Origin of the sequence: Streptosporangium sp. NPDC020072 (assembly GCF_040631445.1) — a bacterium.
Taxonomy (GTDB): Bacteria; Actinomycetota; Actinomycetes; order Streptosporangiales; family Streptosporangiaceae; genus Streptosporangium.
In genome coordinates this window covers 276257-291753 of sequence record NZ_JBEYAB010000001.1, presented here as the reverse complement: position 1 = coordinate 291753, position 15497 = coordinate 276257, and the positions used below count along the sequence as shown (strand labels likewise).

Here is a 15497-nt window from a genome sequence, read left to right as displayed (position 1 = left end):
GGCGCAGATGTTCGATCCGTCCGCGTACGGCCGTGCCGTCGCCGACGTCTACGACGGCGTCTACGGGACGACCATTCCCGACACCGAGTCCGCGGTGAACCGGCTGGCGGAACTCGCCGACGGGGGGCCGGTCCTGGAGTTCGGCGTCGGCACGGGACGGCTGGCGCTGCCGCTCGCGGCGCGAGGACTGGTCGTCGCGGGCGTGGACGGCTCGGCGGAGATGGTGCGGCGGTTACGTGCCAAGCCCGGCGGCGACCGTGTCCCGGTGACGCTGGGAGACTTCGCCACGACCCGGGTCGAGGGCGAGTTCGGCCTGGTCGTCCTGGCGATCAACACGATCTTCGCGTTGCCCTCGCAGGAGGCGCAGGTCGCCTGCTTCCGCAACGCGGCCGCCCACCTGCGCCCGGGGGGCCGGTTCGTGGTCGAGGCGTGGGTCCCCGATCCCGGGGCGTTCAGGGACGGCACGGCGTTGCGTCTGCTGTCGTTGAGCGAGGAGAGGGTGCTGGTCGAGGCGGCGCGGCTGTCGGCCGCCGACCAGATGATGTACACGACGAAGGTCAACCTGACCTCCGACGGACTGAGGTTGCTGCCCGCCAACCACCGCTACGCCTGGCCCGCAGAGCTCGACCTGATGGGGCTGCTCGCCGGCCTGGAACGTGAGCACCGCTGGGCCGGCTGGGACGGCTCTCCCTACACCGACGACAGCCGCTCGCACGTCTCGGTCTACCGCTCGTCCCCGGGGAGGCCGTGATGCGTCTGCCCGCGCCGCGGGGCCCCGTCACCACGGTGCTCCTCGAACGGCTCACCCGCCCGCCCCACCCGTTCGATCCGCCGTCCCTCGATGTGGAGGACGACGAGGACCTGCAGCTCGCGCTCTTCACCTGTTACGAGCTGCACTACCAGGGGTTCGAGGAGGTCGACGACGCCTGGGAGTGGGAGCCGTCGCTGCTGGCGGTCAGGCGGACGCTGGAACGGCGCTTCGAGGAGTGGCTCGCGCGGGCCGTACCGCCCCCCACGGCAGGGGAGCCGGAACGGGTCTGCCGTGCCCTGACCGATCTGGTCGCCGAGGCGGAGGGGCCGCCGCTCGCGGCGTTCCTGGAGAGGAAGGCCGGTCCGGACCAGTTCAGGGAGTTCGTCGTCCACCGCTCGATCTACCACCTGAAGGAGGCCGACCCGCACACCTGGGCGTTGCCCCGGCTGTGCGGCCGCGCCAAGGCGGCCCTGGCGGAGATCCAGGCCGACGAGTACGGCGGAGGCCGCCGGGAGCGGATGCACTCGGAGCTGTTCCGGGCCACGATGCGCGGGCTGGACCTGGACGACTCCTACGGCGCCTACCTCGACCGGGTGCCGGCGATCACGCTGGCGACCGTCAACCTCATGTCGCTGTTCGGCCTGCACCGCGCGCGCCGGGGAGCCCTGCTCGGGCACCTGGCGGTCTTCGAGATGACCTCCTCGCTGCCCAACCTCAGGTACGGCCGGGGCCTGCGGAGACTGGGCGGCGACGCGACGGCCTGCCGCTTCTACGACGAGCACGTGCTGGCCGACGCCGTACACGAGCAGATCGCCGCGCACGACATGTGCGGCGGGCTGGCCGCCACCGAACCCGCCCTGACCGGCGACATACTGTACGGCGCCGCCTGCGCCCTGACCCTCGACCGCCTCTTCGCCGAGCACGTCCTGGACCGCTGGACCCGGGGGACCACGTCGCTGCGCGAGGCGAGCCTGGCGGTGGGGAGCCCGTGACGGACCTGGACTACGTGCTGCCGCTGCGCTGGGAGGACGACTCGGGCCTGACGGAGCTGACCGGCTACCTGCGGTGGCTGGGGCGCAGGGTCCGCGTCATCGTCGTCGACGGCTCCCCGCCCGCGCTCTTCGACCGGCACGCCGCCCGCTGGAACGGCCTCGTCCTGCACGTGCGGCCCGACGCCGACCTCCGCTTCGCCAACGGCAAGGTCAACGGGGTGATCACCGGGATGCGCCTGGCCCGCGCCGAGCACGTGGTCATCGCCGACGACGACGTCCGTTACGGCGCGGCCGAACTGGCCAGGATGGACACCCTGCTGGAGACGGCCGACCTGGTCAGGCCGCAGAACCACTTCGACCCGCTGCCCTGGCACGCCCGCTGGGACACCGCCCGCATGCTGCTCAACCGTGGCTTCGGCGCCGACTACCCGGGCACCTTCGGGGTGCGCCGGTCGGCCTTCCTGAAGATGGGCGGCTACGACGGGGACGTGCTGTTCGAGAATCTGGAGCTCATCCGCACGGTCCGCGCCAACGGCGGGCGCGAACACCGCGCGCACGACCTCTACGTCCGCCGTCTGCCGCCCTCCGCCGGGAGGTTCTGGTCCCAGCGCCTACGGCAGGCCTACGACGACCTGGCGCAACCGCCCCGGATGCTGTTCTTCCTGGCCGTGCTGCCGGTGTCGGCCGTCGCCCTGCTGCGACGCAGGTACGGGGCGGTGCTGACAGGAGCCGCCGTCTGCGTGGGGGTGGCGGAGATCGGCCGCCGCCGGGCGGGTGGCCGGCGGGTCTTCCCCTTCACCGCCTCGTTGTTCGCCCCGGTGTGGGTGCTGGAGCGGGCCGTCTGCAGCTGGCCCGCTCTGGTGGCCCGGTTCCTCTGCGGCGGGATCCCCTACGCGGGGCACCGGATGCTGACCGCCGCGCATCCGGTTCGCGGGCTCGGGGAACGCGCTCAGAGGTCGGGTTCGCTCGTGGCCCGGAACCCGGTGGACTTGTGCGAGCCGTCGCAGAACGGCTTGGCCGAGGAACGCCCGCAGCGGCACAGCGCCACCGTCGCCCGGCCGGGGTCGATGACCTCTCCATCCTGAGTCGTCAGCGTGAACGTCCCCCGGAGCAGCAGCGGCCCGTCCTCACATGGAGTGATTATGGCGGGATAGTCCGTTTTGTGACTCATGGTGGGTTTGTGCCCGGCGAGGCGGGTGGAAAACGCCGCCCTCCGGCGGTGGAAGCGGGTGAGAAGGGGAAGGGGTGTGGCGTGAAGGTGGTCGTCCTCGCTGACACGCACGCGCCCCGGCGCTGGAAGTCCTGCCCGCCACGGGTGGCGGAGCACTTGCGCGGCGCGGACCTGATCCTGCACGCGGGAGACGTCTGTGTCCCCGGGGTCCTGGACGAGCTGGCCGCCTACGCCCCGGTCCACGTGGTCAAGGGCAACAACGACGGGCCGGACGTACGGGCGCCGGAGACGCTCGAACTCGACCTCGGCGGACTGCGGGTCGCGATGATCCACGACAGCGGCGCGGCCAAGGGGCGGATCGCCCGGATGCGCCGCCGGTTTCCCACCGCCGACCTCGTCGTCTTCGGTCACTCCCATATCCCGTTCGACGAGAGCGAGGGCGGCTTCCGCGTCTTCAACCCCGGCTCGCCCACCGACCGGCGGCGCCAGCCCCACGGCACCGTGGGCCTCCTGCGGATCGAGGACGGCCGTCTCGTCGAGGCCGAGATCGCCCCCGTCACCTGAGAGCCACGGTCCCCGGGGGCCGCGGCACCCGGCCTGCGGGGTCATGGGCCGTGATCGCGGAGTCAGTCCGGGTGGTGCTGATGTTGCAGGTAGGCGGCCGTCTCCGGGTTGGCGGGGAAGTAGGCCTCGATGGCCAGCTCGGCGACCGTGATGTCGAGCGGCGTGCCGAAGGTGGCCATCGTGCTGAAGAAGGCGAGTTCGCGGTAGCCCCTGCGGATCCTGAGCGGGATCACGATGTGACCGGGGCCCGGCCGGTCGATCTCGGGCACCGGCTGGTCGCAGGGGTAGTCGTCCAGCTCCCGCCAGAGGGCGCCGAGCTCCGGGTCGGCGGTGAGGCTGATCTGACGGCGTAACCGGTGCAGCAGGTGGGCCCGCCACTCGCCCAGGTTGATGATCCGCTGGGACATCCCCTTGGGATGCAGGCTCAGTCGCAGCACGTTGACCGGCGGGACGAGCAGCTCCGGGGCCACGCCGCGCAGCAGCAGCCCGGTCGCGGAGTTGCGGTCGACCACGTTCCAGCGCTGGTCGACGACCACCGCGGGGTACGGCTCGTGCCCGCTCAGCACCTGGCCGAGGGCCTCGCGCACCGAGGCCATCTCCGGAGAGCTGAGCGGTGTCTCCGAGTAGACCGGCGCGAACCCCCCGGACAGCAGCAGGTGGTTGCGCTCGCGCAGCGGCAGGTCGAGCTCCTCGGCCAGGCGCAGGATCATCTCCCGGCTCGGTTTCGAGCGGCCGGTCTCCACGAAGCTCAGGTGCCTGGTGGAGATCTCGGCCTGGAGGGCGAGGTCCATCTGGCTCATCCGCCGTCGTTCCCGCCACTGGCGCAGCAGTTCACCGACTGGGCGGGACACGCTGGTGGTGGTCACAATTAACACGATATCGGGGGCATGTTGGCAAAACCATTACCCACTGCCCCCGGGGGAGAAGCGTGTCAGCGGCGGCGGACCTTGGTGACCAGACGGTTGAGGATGCGCTCCCACTCGGTGCCGAAGGGGTTCTCCTGGACGAGGTAGGTCCAGGTGGCGGTCGGCCGTTTGATGCCCGCCTCCTCGTGGTCGAGACCGTCGGCGGTGATCGTGGCCGCCTCGAACGTCTCGATCGAACGCGACTCGACCTCGGCGAGCATCCGCTCGTAGGCGGGCTTGGCCTCCTTGTTGAACTCGTCGATCGGGCTGAGGCGGCCGAGCGCGCGCAGGTGGATGCCCTCGCGCAGCTCGGCGAGGTAGGCCAGGTGGTCGGCCCACGAACGGTCGAGGTGGAAGAGGACGATCTGCCTGGCGGCCTCCTTCAGCACCTCCTCCCCGACCGTCTCCTCAAGGGAGGACCATCGCTCGGCGGCGGCGGAGGCCAGCGCCTGGGCCGCGGAGTCGCCGTGCAGGACCTTGCCGCGGAGTTCGAGCACCTGGCCCCGGTGCTGTTCGAGCAACCGGGTGTAGCGCCAGGTGTTGCGGTGGATCTCCATGTCCACCCCCTCGGCGACCCGCTGGGCGTGGCCGACGAGACTGTGGTCGGGCACGCCCCTGGCGTACTCGTCGGCCACGTAGTGGGTGATCAGTTCGTCCTCGCCGCTGACGAAGAAGACCGAGCCGCCGGGGTCGCCCTGCCGCCCGGCCCGGCCGCGGAGCTGGTCGTCCAGGCGGCTGCTGGTCTGCCGCCCGGAACCGATGACGTACAGCCCGCCGAGCTCCTCGACGCCCTCACCGAGGCGGATGTCGGTGCCGCGCCCGGCCATCTGGGTGGAGACCGTGATGGAGCCGCGCTCACCGGCCTTCGCGATGATCGAGGCCTCCTCGGCGTCGTTCTTCGCGTTGAGGACCACGCACTCCAGGCCACGGCCGCTCAGGGTCAGCGAGAGGCGCTCGGACTCGGCGACGTCCAGGGTGCCGATCAGGATCGGCCGCCCGGTCGCGTGCACCTCGACGATCTCCTCGACCAGGGCGCGGTCCTTGTCCATCCGGTACTCGAAGAGCCGGTCGGGGGCGTCGGTCCGCACGCAGGGCCGGTTGGGGGGAACCACGGCGACCTTGAGGTCGTAGAACTCACGGAGCTGGTCGCCGACCGCGACCGCGGTCCCGGTCATGCCGCACCGCTGCGGGTAGCGGGTGATCAGGCCCTGCACGGTGATCGAGTCGAGGATCTCGCCGGTCGCCGAGGGCGGCAGCGCCTCCTTGGCCTCGACCGCCGCCTGCAGGCCGTCCGGCCAGCGCTGCAGCAGCGCGACCCGGCCCCGGGACGGGTTGATCAGGTGCACCTTGCCGTCGCGGATGATGTAGTCGACGTCCTTGGCCAGCAGGGCGTGCGCGTGCAGGGCGAGGTTGACCTCGGTCAGCGTGGCCGGGGTGTCGTAGAGGTCGATCCCGAGCGCCTGCTCGACGGTGTCGATGCCCTTGCTCGTCAGGTGCACGTTGCGCGCCTGGTCGTCGAGCTCGTAGTGGTAACCCCTGACGAGCTGGCGGACCAGCGCCGCCATCTCCGGGACCACGTTGCCCGGGTCGGTGGCCCCGGCGAGAACCAGCGGCACCCTGGCCTCGTCGACCAGCACCGAGTCGGCCTCGTCGACCAGCGCGACCTCGGGTTCGGGCATGATCAGGTCGGCCGCGTCGACGCGGGTACGGTCGCGCAGCACGTCGAAGCCGATCTCACTGACCGGGCCGTAGGTCACGTCCTTGGCGTAGGCGTCCCTGCGCTCCTCGTGCGTCGAGGTCTGGCCGATCCAGCCGACCGAGACGCCCAGCGTCTCGTACAGCGGGCCCATCCATTCGGCGTCGCGCTGGGCCAGGTAGTCGTTGACCGAGATCACGTGGACGCGCTTGCCCTGCAGGGCGTATCCGGCGGCGGCCATCGCCCCCGACAGGGTCTTGCCCTCGCCGGTGGCCATCTCGGCGACGTTGCCGGAGAGCATGGCGAGCATGCCGACCAGCTGCACGTCGTACGGCCGCAGCCCCAGGGTCCGCCGTGCGGCCTCCCGGACGATGGCGCAGAACTCGGTCAGGTCGTCGAGCGAGGGCTCGGGCAGCTCGTCGAGTTCGCGAACCCGATCCTCCCTTTTTCCCGCCGCGGCGACGATCCGCTCGAAGGGGGCCAGGTCGATCGACCCGGGACGTTCGAGGAGCCGTCTGATGCGCTGAGTTATCGAGGCCACGTCTCCTCCAACGCCCGTCCCCGGGTTCACGTTCCAACGAGGTTCACAACGAGCCTCACCGTACCGACCGAACGGATCATCGTGTAGCCCGAGGGCGGAACGGCGCGTTCGGGAAAGGATTTCGCAATCCTGACATGAGCTGACAGGTATGGGCGTGACGATGGGCTGCATGACAACGATCGCTCAGCTCATCGCCGTGAACATCGACTGCGCGGAGCCCAGGAAGCTCGCGGAGTTCTACGCGGCGGTCTTCGGTTGCGAGGTCCAGTACGCCGAGGACGACTACGCCGCCGTCGGCGACGGCACGATGACCATCTACTTCCAGCGCAACCCCGACCGCACGCCCGCCGTCTGGCCGGGTCCGGACAAGCAGTTCCATCTGGACGTACGGGTCCCCGACGTGGAACAGGCCGTCAAGGACTACCTGGAGCTCGGGGCGACCAGGCCGGACTTCCAGCCGGGAGGGCACTGGGTCGTCCTGGCAGACCCGGAGGGCCACCTGTTCTGCGTCTGCCCGCCCCAGCAGTAGGTCCGGTGGGCGGTCCGCTCCGGAGCCTTCGCGGAGGAGGGGCCCGGGGCGGGCGCCGTACCGGAGGGGCGGGGACAAGGCGGTGCAGGACCGAAAAAATCCGCAGAAAAGCTGACTAGGGCGGATTTTTGTGGCCAAAATCGCTCTTGGCGCACGAGAGAGGCCCCTTACCCGCCCTTGGCGCGCTTTAAGCTTGCGGGATGACCCAAGAATCGCTTCTTTACTCATGTCTGGTCGCTTCCGGTGGGTGGCGATGACCTGGGTCGGTATGTCGATCGCTTTGATCGGCGCGCTCGGCTACGCCCTCGGAGCGGCGCTCCAGCAGTTCGAGGCGGTCTCGGAAGGGGCCTCGCTCAAGCTGATGAGACGGCCCCGCTGGTGGCTCGGCGGAGTGATCGGTTTCACCGGCGCCTGCCTGCACGCGGTCGCGCTGAGCCTCGCGCCGCTGGTCGTGGTGCAGCCGATCAGCGTGGCGACGCTGGTCTTCGCGGTGCCGCTGGCGGCGGTGCTGCACGGCAGGCGCCCGCGCAGGCAGGAGATCCTCGGGTCGATCGCGGTCGCCGTCGGACTGCTCGGCCTGATGCTGCTGGTCCCCGCGCACGCCGGGACGCCCCACATGACCAACGGCCAGGCGTTCGGCTTCCTCGCCTGCGTCGGGCTGATCGTGCTGGTCACCCACCTGACCGCGCGCAAGGCCAACGGATCGCTCAAGGCGCTGTTGCTCTCGGTCGGGGCGGGGGCGGTCACCGCCAGCGTCTCCACCTTCGTGCGGGTGGTCGGCGGCGGTCTCGAAGGTGATCTGAGCAGGTTGCTGACCTGGTTCACCGTGGCGATCCCGGTGCTGCTCGTCTGCGCCGTGGTGCTGCTGCAGAAGTCCTACGAGGTGGGTTACTTCGGCATCGCCTACGCCGCGGTCCAGGTCGTCGACCCGATCACCTCGATCCTCGCCGGGGCCATCCTGCTGAAGGAGCCCATGCCGACCGGAGCGGCCAACGTGATCCCCGCCCTGCTGGCCGCCGCGGTGCTCATCTGGGGGACCGTCACCCTGGGACGGCTCTCCCCCGACCACGGCGGCAGCCGTACGGCCGTGCGCGAACCCGCGACGGTCTCCTCCTAGCCTTGGTCGTGCGGGGGCCGCCACCCGAGGACGTCGTCCATCGCGGCGGTCATCCGCCCGGAGGCGAACCGCCAGGTGAGCGCCGTCGCGGTGTCGCGCAGCCGTACGGCCAGCGGCCCGCGCAGCCGGGTTGCCCGGCAGATCGAGGCGGACCTGGCGGTGATGCGCGCGGTCCGCGCCAGCCTCGCCGAGGTGTAGGCGGACAGATCCCCGCCCGTGCTCACGACGTGGGCCAGCACGACGGCGTCCTCGATCGCCTGGCAGGCCCCCTGGCCGAGGTTGGGGGTCATCGGGTGGGCGGCGTCGCCGATCAGCGCGATCCTGCCCCGGTGCATCGCGGGCAGCGGGGCCGTCAGGTGGTACACGTCGTTCCTGAGCACGTCCCCGGGCTCGGCGGCGGCGAGCAGTTCGGGGATCGGGGAGTGCCAGCGGCCGAACAGGCGCAGCAGCTCGGCGCGCTGGTCGCCGTCGCCGGTGCCGGCGGGGACCGTGTCGGTCGCGTAGCAGTAGGTCAGTCCGCCCGCCAGCGGCATCACCCCGAAGACCCTGCCCGCGCCCCAGGTCTCCGAGGCCTGGACGGCCCCGCCGCCCGGCACCAGCACCCGCCAGCTGGTGACCCCGGCGTAGCGCGGTGCCGGGTGGCCGGGGAACAGCGTGGCCCTGACGGGGGAGGAGACGCCGTCCGCGGCGACCACCAGGTCCGCGCGCAGGGTCTCCGCCTCGGTGCGCACCTCCCCGCCGGGATCGGCCGCCAGGACCGTGGTGCCCAGCCGTAGGGTGCCGGGGGCGAGGGCGGCGTGCAGCGCGCCGACGAGATCAGCGCGGCGCAGCAGCACCACGGAGTCGCCGTAGCGCGCCGAGGCCTCCTCCTCGGTCGTGCGCGCCAGCCAGCTTCCGTCGGGGCGCCGCAGGCCCAGCTCACCCCTGACCGCCGACAGGCCGCGGACCGTGTCGCCGACGCCGATCGTGTCCAGCGCGCGCAGGGCGTTCGCCGCGACCGCGAGCCCGGAACCGACCGGTTCGAGGGCGGGCGCGCGCTCGCACACCGTCACGTCCCAGCCCCGCCCCTGGAGCGCCGCCGCCGCCGTCAGGCCGCCGATCCCCGCTCCGATCACCACAGCGCGCGCCACGTCGCACTCCTTCACTACAGGTGTAGTAACTACAGGCGTAGTGAAGGTTACTCCTCTTCCCGGGGTAACTACAACCGTAGTATTGGACGGTGAAGTCCCAACGCGCCGAGTTGATCGCGGAGACCGCCATCGCCCTGCTGGCCGAACGTGGGATGCGCGGCCTGACCCACCGGGCGGTCGACGAGGAGGCGGGGTTGCCGCCGGGGTCGACCTCCAACCTCGCCCGTACCCGCCTCGCGCTGCTCGAACTGACCCTGGAACGGCTCACCGAGCTGGAGGCCGCCACCTTCGCCGCCCTCCTCGACGCCGCCGGTCCCGGCTCGCCCGAGACGCTCGTCGAGCTGGCCGCCAGGACGCTGTGGGAGCAGCTCACCGCGGGCCGCCACCGGACGATCGCCCGATACGAACTCGCCCTGGAGGCCACCCGGCGTCCCGAACTGCGTGAGGTCTACGACCGGGCGGGCAGCCGTTTCCGCGACCCGGCCGTCGCGGTCCTCGCCGCCGCCGGGTCCCCCGACCCGGTACGGCACGGCCGCCAGGTCGTCGCGTTCGGGGAGGGCCTGATGTTCGACACCGTCGCCGGAGCGGGAAGCGAGCCGACCCTCGACGACCTCCGCCTCGGCCTCGCCGAACTGCTACGGGGAATGCTGCCCGGCGAGGGCGGCGGTGAAGTACCTGCACCAGGACTCGAACCTGGGGCCCGTCAAAGGGGCGCGTTATGAGTGCGGCGCTCTCACCGACTGAGCCATGCAGGCGTGTGTGCCGTACAAGGAGGGTAGCGAGGGCACAGGCGGGGATTCACCCGGTTTTCCCGGCGTACCGGGATGTGGGATTCCTCCCCCGCCGGGACGATCGGCCCGTGCGTACGCGCGGTGAGATGCGGCTCCACGTCAACGCTGTGGAAGGCGTGATCGGCCCGTGTGTACGCGCGCGGTGACGCGTCGCGGCCGGGCCGCGTCGAGTGACCGGCCGTGCGGTCTTCGGGTCACCTCACCGCGAAGGAGCACAACCTGCTGCGGTGCGCGGGCCACTCGTCGTCCAGGATGCTGAAGTAGGCGGTGTCACGCCAGGAGCCGTCGGGCCTGCGGCGGTGGCGGCGCAGAACCCCCTCCTGGACGCCGCCGAGCCTGCGGATCGCCGCCTGCGAACGGAGATTGAGGATGTCGGTCTTGAGCTGGACGCGGTTCAGGCCGAGCTCTCCGAAGGCGTGGTCGAGCAGCAGGACCTTGCAGGCGGTGTTCACCTCGGAGCGCCACACGGCCCTGCCGTACCAGGTCCAGCCGATCTCGATGCTCTCGTCGAAGCCCTGGGTGTCGATGTAGGAGGTCCAGCCGACCGCGCGGCCGGTCGCCTTGAGGATCACCGCGAACGGCACGTGGCGCCGGTCGTGGACGAGCTGCGTCACGATCGCGGCCAGTTCCATCTCGGTGCGCGGGGTGATGGCCGGGAGCCAGCGCCACACCTCGTCGTCGCCCCCTCCGGCGAGGAACAGGTCGGGGACGTGGGCCTCGCTCAGCGGTTCGAGCCGTACGGCTTCACCTTCGAGGGTCACGGGGGACGGCATGGTCGCGGTCATGAGACGACCTTATGGCCGGTCGTGACCTGCGGGAAGGTCCACTTCCTGCGTGTCCTGGGCGACGGGTGGACCGGGCCTGCGGGGTGCCAGGCCGTACAGGAGGGTGTCGATGATCAGGGTGGCGAGGGCGTCGGGGTCGTCGGGGGCCTGAGCCCGCATGCCGGCGGGGGAGTGGTGCACCGCCTCGCTGATCAGCGCGAGGTAGACCTGCCGGGCCCAGAGCGGGTCGGTGCCGGGGCGCAGCAGCCCGGCTTCGAGCGCGCGCGCGAACACCGCGTCGCACTTGGCCATCACCTCGTTGTGGATGCGGGCGGCCTCCTCGCCGGGCGGGGGTAGGGTGCCGAGGGCGAAGCGCCAGCCGGACTTGATCTGGACCACGTTGGCGGTCGCCTGGTGCATGGCGACCAGCGGCGGCGCGGTGTACGGCCTGGCCGCGTCGACGGCGTCGCTGATCTCCTGCCAGGCGGAGGTCGCCATGGTCTCGACGAGGGCCTCGCGGCTGGAGAAGCGCCGGTGGACGGTGGTCCTGGCGACTCCGGCGGCCTCGGCGATCTGTTCCATGGTGGCGCCGGGGTTCTCGCTGAGCAGTCGCTCGGCCGCCTCCAGGATCGTCCTGATGCTGCGTTCCGCGTCAGCCCGTAGCCGTCGACCTGTCGTTGCCATGCTCAGAGGCTACAGCACCGCACCATTTCGAAAGTTAACTGCAACATAGATGTTGCGGATAACTCCATAGCTGCTACTTTGATGGCCCAGGAAACCAAGTTGAGGGAGTTTCGCGATGAACAGCACCGCTCTCGTGACCGGCGCCTCCTCGGGGATCGGCGCCGAGTTCGCCCGTCAGCTCGCCGCGCGCGGACACGACCTCGTGCTCGTCGCCCGTTCGGTGGAGAAGCTGGAGAGCCTGGCCGGGGAACTGCGCGGGGCGCACGGCGTGCGGGCCGAGGTCGTCGTCCAGGACCTCGCCGCACCCGACGCCGCCTCACGGGTGGCCGAGGAGGTCGCCGCCAGGGGGATGACCGTCGACCTGCTGGTCAACAACGCGGGCTTCGGCACCGCGGGCCGCTTCGAGGAGATCCCGGCAGAGCGCGAGCACGAGGAACTCATGGTCAACGTCGTGTCCCTGGTCGGCCTGACCCACGCGTTCGTTCCCGGCATGGTCGCCCGCGGTGGCGGTGCCGTCGTCAACGTGGGATCGACCGCGGGCTTCCATGTCGCGCCCTACTTCGCGACCTACGGCGCGTCCAAGTCGTTCGTGCTCAACTTCAGCCTGGCGCTGTGGAGTGAGTACAGGGGCCGGGGGGTCAAGGTGCTCGCCGTCACCCCGGGGCCGGTGGAGACCGCGTTCTTCGACGTGATCGGCACCAGGGCCGCGGCGATCGGAGCGCGCATGATGACGCCGGACCGGGTGGTTCGCGGCGCGCTGCGCGCGCTCGACCGAGACCGGGGCTACGTCGTGCCGGGGGTGGGCAACCTCTTCATGGCCCACATCGTGCCCGACCGTCCGCGCAGGCTCTCCGCCCTGATCGGACGGCTGGTCACCAGGAAGGTCGTGGAGACCTCCTCACCCGTCGCCGCGAAGACGGCGTGACCCCGGTGGGGCCCGAAGGCTATCCGGCTTGTGTTAGTTCCATCACCTTTGGACGGTCCGGGGTGCCCCCAACCCTCCGCCGGGTATTTGATGACCAAGGATCTTCAACGCCGCAGATCCACGTGTCTTCCTGACCGTTCGACTCTCGGGAGTTCGCTGTGCCCGGCGGATCGATCTACGTGACGAGCGACGACCCGGTCCACGGGTTGTCCCCCCAGGTCATGTACGAGCAGTTCTGGCGCAAGGAGGCGGACCAGCGCTGGAAAATGCGCGGGCTCAAGGCCGCCGGAGGGCTGGCCGTGGGGCTGGTCATCGCCTACCGGTTCGCCATCCCCTCGCCCGCTTTCTTCGGGCTCGTGTGCGGACTGCTGGTCGGCGCGGGCGACCTGTTCTGGGCCTGGCGCTCCTACGAGGCGACCGCGGTCTGGCGGGGCAGGCGCCGGGGCGAGACCATCACGGGAAGGCGGCTGCGCCGCAGCCTCCGCAGGCGCGGCTACCGTGTCCTGGACGGCCGGGCCGTACCCGGAGAGGCCTCGATCGACCACCTGGTCATCGGGCCCGGCGGCGTCTGGGTGGTCGACAACGAGGCCTGGTCCCCGGACACCGAGATCGCCAAGTACGGCGAGCGGCTGTTCCTCGGCGAGAAGTACGGCACGTCGGTCGCCAAGGCGCTCGTCAAGGCCGCCGACTCCCTGGCCGAGGTGCTCTCCCGCGAGACGAACATCCCCGTGACGATCGAGCCGCTGCTGGCCGTACACGGCGGCGAACTCAGGCGGACGGTCAGCGCCGAGGGGCTCACCCTGCTCAAGCCGCGCCTGGTCGCCCGCTGGATCCTGGCCGGGCCACGCATGGATCTCGACGCGGAGCAGGTCGAGGTGCTCGCCAGGACCGCGGCCCGCGTCCTGCGCAGGATGAACTGACGCCTCACCCCGTCAGCCGTGAGAGCGCGGACGGCACTTCCCGGCTTGTCACGCGGGATGAACTGACTCCCGCCGGATTACGGGCCTGTGGCCGAAGTGCGCTATCCTTCAAGGGCTTCAAGCGCCGCTAGCTCAGTTGGTTAGAGCAGCTGACTCTTAATCAGCGGGTCCGGGGTTCGAGTCCCTGGCGGCGCACAGCGAGGTCACCGGCACGTTCACGATTCCGATCGTGGGCGTGCCGGTGTCGTTTTACAGGGTGGTTAGTCCCCCACATCGGCTCCATGCGAATGGCCGCTCATCGCTGATCCCGTTCATGTCTCAGCCCCCTGTTCGGGGCGCGCGTCAGCCCTATGGCCGCTCTCGTCTGCACATGGACTCCTGTTCGGCATCCCCGAGGTCGGCTGAGATCCTCTGCTCGCCGACGGCTCGCTTGACCTTCCGGCGAGGGGAGCCCCTAGCCTCGCAGCGCATTGCTTGACATCGATGACTTCGTCATACAGGAGGGGCATGTCTGCCAGACGAGGTGAAGCCTGGAGCCACGTCCTGATCAACGCTGAGCGGGCGCTGGCCGTCTCGTCGCTTGGCGAACTGGTAGCCCTGCTCCCCGATGAGCACGCCGTGACCGAGGTTCTCAACGAACACCTGGCCCAAGGGTCCGCGGTCCTGGTCCCGGAAAAGGGCTGCTGGCGGCTACGCTACGAGTCCTCCAGCGTGTCGGCGCAAGCCGCTTTCACCTTGGCGAAGCTGGTGATCCTGGACGACGGGTTCGCAAGAGTCAAACAATGTGCCCGATGTCGGCGGCCGTTCGTCGATCAGACCTCGGCCAGGACCGGCAAGAGGTGCGCCGAACACCTACGCTCACCCGGTGAGAACAGGAGGTACCCGTGACCCGCTGCCCCGAATGCGGAGCACCCACTCGGCCTCACTCGTGTCAGGAACTCTTCGAGATCGTGCTCGCACTCGACCACTCTCGGCTCCCACCCTGGGGTTCTCTGCACGGTGTCACGGTGTCCTGTTTCCTGCTCCAACATCCCAGCCGCCTGCTCGGGGCCGCTCCAACCCGTCCCTGGACGATCCTGCACACCTACCTCGACGGAGGGCTCACCGCCGTCACCCGGCTCACCGAACACACCCGCCGCGCCAACAGCCACCGCGACACCCGACCCTCTGAAGCCGTCTTCGGTGCACCGGTCACCCTCATCCCGCCGCCCACAGCCTTCAGCGTCACCATCCACGACGTTGCCCAGGACGGCACGTTCCCCGCCGAAGGCTTTCCAGAACGCCTCACCGCCTGGGCAAAGGACTGCATCACCGGCTGGAGCTCTCTCAGCACCTGATGACGCGGCGGCCCTGCACCAACGATGAAGGCCGAGACCCCTCCGATCTTCCTTAGGACTTGCTTTGCGGATCCTCGCCGTGGTGAAGATCCATAAAACAGGCCCTGGCCGCCTTTCGGTTATCTGCGGCGGATGGTTCGTACCGGTTGGCCGGGGCGCCAGAGGCGGATGACGAGTTCGTCGCCTTCGACCGAGGTGAGGACGGCCTCGTGGAGGTCGAGGCGGAAGGCGTGGAAGTCGCCGGGGGGCTCGTCGCCCGTGGTGTAGGCGAGCTTCTCGCCGGGATCGGTGATCTCGACCGCGACCCCGGCGACCTTGGCGTCACCGTCGTCGTGCGGGTGGGCGTGGATCGCGCACCGGCCGTCGCGCCGCAGGTCGAGGGCCTTGACCGCGCCGAGCATCGAGCCGAACGACAGGTCGGGCCCCTGGAAGTCGACCTCGCTGCCGCTCACCCTGGGGGAGCCGTCCCTGCGCAGGGTCGCGAGCACGTGGCTCTTGCTCGCCTCGAACCGGGCCCTCACCACCGAGGCCAGCTCACCGGCCTCACGCTCGAACTGTTGCCATGTCGCCATCCCCGCAGTGTGGCAGCCGCCCCCGACAAAAAGCCCCGACGAAAAGCTCCGGCGGCACAGCCCCGGTGAAGTGGTCCTGACGAACAGGGGGTCCCGTTGAGACGGTCT

Annotated in this window: 17 protein-coding genes, 2 tRNA genes and 1 pseudogene; 12 read left to right on the top strand and 8 right to left on the bottom strand. The window is 70.4% G+C overall.

Translation table 11 applies throughout. The features are described 5' to 3' along the window. Positions 1–7 precede the first annotated feature (7 nt). Genes ABZ470_RS01370 through ABZ470_RS01360 form a run of 3 tightly spaced genes read left to right on the top strand, consistent with a single transcriptional unit; the run spans position 8 to position 2828 of the window. Positions 8–751 carry a class I SAM-dependent methyltransferase gene (locus ABZ470_RS01370; protein WP_352010454.1) on the top strand — a complete coding sequence of 248 codons (744 nt, stop codon included), beginning with the start codon at positions 8–10 and terminating at the stop codon, positions 749–751. Continuing rightward, on the top strand, positions 751–1743 hold the full coding sequence (locus ABZ470_RS01365) for an iron-containing redox enzyme family protein (protein ID WP_362909231.1): 993 nt from the start codon (positions 751–753) through the stop codon (positions 1741–1743). Before ABZ470_RS01370 ends, ABZ470_RS01365 begins: the two co-directional genes overlap by 1 nt. Next, positions 1740–2828, top strand: a complete 1089-nt coding sequence (locus ABZ470_RS01360; protein ID WP_362909229.1) for a glycosyltransferase family 2 protein — start codon at positions 1740–1742, stop codon at positions 2826–2828. Before ABZ470_RS01365 ends, ABZ470_RS01360 begins: the two co-directional genes overlap by 4 nt. Here the strand turns inward: ABZ470_RS01360 and ABZ470_RS01355 are convergent. After that, positions 2792–2914: pseudogene (locus ABZ470_RS01355) on the bottom strand (hypothetical protein); the annotation flags it as partial. The gene ABZ470_RS01360 and the pseudogene ABZ470_RS01355 sit on opposite strands and share 37 nt — an antisense overlap. A gap of 81 nt (positions 2915–2995) precedes the next feature. Here ABZ470_RS01355 and ABZ470_RS01350 point away from each other — a divergent pair. Next, on the top strand, positions 2996–3478 hold the full coding sequence (locus tag ABZ470_RS01350) for a metallophosphoesterase family protein (RefSeq protein ID WP_352010457.1): 483 nt from the start codon (positions 2996–2998) through the stop codon (positions 3476–3478). A 62-nt stretch (positions 3479–3540) separates the two neighbouring features. Here the strand turns inward: ABZ470_RS01350 and ABZ470_RS01345 are convergent, their stop codons facing one another. Together ABZ470_RS01345 and secA2 are read right to left on the bottom strand one after the other, a co-directional pair. After that, positions 3541–4344, bottom strand: a complete 804-nt coding sequence (locus tag ABZ470_RS01345; protein ID WP_352010458.1) for a helix-turn-helix transcriptional regulator — start codon at positions 4342–4344, stop codon at positions 3541–3543. Between the two features lie 65 nt (positions 4345–4409). Next, entirely contained in the window at positions 4410–6611 is a 2202-nt protein-coding gene (gene secA2 / locus ABZ470_RS01340; RefSeq protein WP_362909644.1) for an accessory Sec system translocase SecA2, read from the bottom strand. Between the two features lie 178 nt (positions 6612–6789). Between secA2 and ABZ470_RS01335 the strand changes: the two genes are divergently transcribed. Both ABZ470_RS01335 and ABZ470_RS01330 read left to right on the top strand, forming a co-directional pair. After that, positions 6790–7149: a VOC family protein gene (locus ABZ470_RS01335; RefSeq protein ID WP_352010459.1), complete on the top strand. Its 360-nt coding sequence runs from the start codon at positions 6790–6792 to the stop codon at positions 7147–7149. Positions 7150–7402: 253 nt separating this feature from the next. Next, complete coding sequence (locus tag ABZ470_RS01330; RefSeq protein WP_352010460.1) at positions 7403–8266, top strand: DMT family transporter; 864 nt, start codon at positions 7403–7405, stop codon at positions 8264–8266. Here ABZ470_RS01330 and ABZ470_RS01325 read toward each other — a convergent pair. Beyond that, complete coding sequence (locus ABZ470_RS01325; protein ID WP_362909227.1) at positions 8263–9396, bottom strand: FAD-dependent monooxygenase; 1134 nt, start codon at positions 9394–9396, stop codon at positions 8263–8265. The genes ABZ470_RS01330 and ABZ470_RS01325 overlap by 4 nt on opposite strands. 152 nt (positions 9397–9548) lie before the next feature. Here ABZ470_RS01325 and ABZ470_RS01320 point away from each other — a divergent pair, with 152 nt between their 5' ends. Next, a complete protein-coding gene (locus tag ABZ470_RS01320; RefSeq protein WP_362909642.1) occupies positions 9549–10118 on the top strand; it encodes a TetR/AcrR family transcriptional regulator in 570 nt (189 codons plus the stop codon). On the opposite strand, the gene ABZ470_RS01315 is transcribed toward ABZ470_RS01320, so the two are convergent. From ABZ470_RS01315 to ABZ470_RS01305, 3 genes are all read right to left on the bottom strand, one after another. Continuing rightward, positions 10069–10151: transfer RNA gene (locus tag ABZ470_RS01315), tRNA-Met, on the bottom strand. The two genes, ABZ470_RS01320 and ABZ470_RS01315, sit on opposite strands and share 50 nt — an antisense overlap. Positions 10152–10381: 230 nt before the next feature. Continuing rightward, positions 10382–10972 (bottom strand): GNAT family protein, encoded by a 591-nt coding sequence (locus ABZ470_RS01310; RefSeq protein WP_352010463.1) that lies wholly within the window; start codon positions 10970–10972, stop codon positions 10382–10384. A gap of 9 nt (positions 10973–10981) precedes the next feature. Next, positions 10982–11635: a helix-turn-helix domain-containing protein gene (locus ABZ470_RS01305; protein ID WP_352010464.1), complete on the bottom strand. Its 654-nt coding sequence runs from the start codon at positions 11633–11635 to the stop codon at positions 10982–10984. 115 nt (positions 11636–11750) lie between these two features. Here ABZ470_RS01305 and ABZ470_RS01300 point away from each other — a divergent pair, with 115 nt between their 5' ends. The 5 genes from ABZ470_RS01300 to ABZ470_RS01280 all read left to right on the top strand — a co-directional run bounded on the left by ABZ470_RS01300 (position 11751) and on the right by ABZ470_RS01280 (position 14817). Next, the gene (locus ABZ470_RS01300) at positions 11751–12560 is read left to right on the top strand and encodes an SDR family oxidoreductase (RefSeq protein WP_352010465.1); all 810 of its coding nucleotides are present in this window, start codon (positions 11751–11753) and stop codon (positions 12558–12560) included. 158 nt (positions 12561–12718) lie between these two features. Further along, positions 12719–13480 (top strand): nuclease-related domain-containing protein, encoded by a 762-nt coding sequence (locus ABZ470_RS01295; RefSeq protein WP_352010466.1) that lies wholly within the window; start codon positions 12719–12721, stop codon positions 13478–13480. A 121-nt stretch (positions 13481–13601) separates the two neighbouring features. Further along, positions 13602–13675 (top strand) — tRNA-Lys (locus tag ABZ470_RS01290). A 312-nt stretch (positions 13676–13987) separates the two neighbouring features. Beyond that, positions 13988–14368, top strand: a complete 381-nt coding sequence (locus tag ABZ470_RS01285; RefSeq protein ID WP_362909224.1) for a hypothetical protein — start codon at positions 13988–13990, stop codon at positions 14366–14368. Continuing rightward, complete coding sequence (locus ABZ470_RS01280) at positions 14365–14817, top strand: DUF5946 family protein (RefSeq protein WP_362909222.1); 453 nt, start codon at positions 14365–14367, stop codon at positions 14815–14817. Before ABZ470_RS01285 ends, ABZ470_RS01280 begins: the two co-directional genes overlap by 4 nt. Positions 14818–14936: 119 nt before the next feature. Here the strand turns inward: ABZ470_RS01280 and ABZ470_RS01275 are convergent, their stop codons facing one another. Further along, positions 14937–15389: a pyridoxamine 5'-phosphate oxidase family protein gene (locus ABZ470_RS01275; protein ID WP_362909220.1), complete on the bottom strand. Its 453-nt coding sequence runs from the start codon at positions 15387–15389 to the stop codon at positions 14937–14939. Between the last annotated feature and the right edge of the window lie 108 nt (positions 15390–15497).

Coding starts and splice junctions, on each gene's coding strand:
- ABZ470_RS01370 (WP_352010454.1), top strand. CDS start 8: ATGTTCGATCCGTCCGCGTACGGCCGTGCCGTCGCCGACGTCTACGAC.
- ABZ470_RS01365 (WP_362909231.1), top strand. CDS start 751: ATGCGTCTGCCCGCGCCGCGGGGCCCCGTCACCACGGTGCTCCTCGAA.
- ABZ470_RS01335 (WP_352010459.1), top strand. CDS start 6,790: ATGACAACGATCGCTCAGCTCATCGCCGTGAACATCGACTGCGCGGAG.
- ABZ470_RS01330 (WP_352010460.1), top strand. CDS start 7,403: ATGACCTGGGTCGGTATGTCGATCGCTTTGATCGGCGCGCTCGGCTAC.
- ABZ470_RS01320 (WP_362909642.1), top strand. CDS start 9,549: ATGCGCGGCCTGACCCACCGGGCGGTCGACGAGGAGGCGGGGTTGCCG.
- ABZ470_RS01310 (WP_352010463.1), bottom strand. CDS start 10,972: ATGACCGCGACCATGCCGTCCCCCGTGACCCTCGAAGGTGAAGCCGTA.
- ABZ470_RS01305 (WP_352010464.1), bottom strand. CDS start 11,635: ATGGCAACGACAGGTCGACGGCTACGGGCTGACGCGGAACGCAGCATC.
- ABZ470_RS01300 (WP_352010465.1), top strand. CDS start 11,751: ATGAACAGCACCGCTCTCGTGACCGGCGCCTCCTCGGGGATCGGCGCC.
- ABZ470_RS01285 (WP_362909224.1), top strand. CDS start 13,988: ATGTCTGCCAGACGAGGTGAAGCCTGGAGCCACGTCCTGATCAACGCT.
- ABZ470_RS01275 (WP_362909220.1), bottom strand. CDS start 15,389: ATGGCGACATGGCAACAGTTCGAGCGTGAGGCCGGTGAGCTGGCCTCG.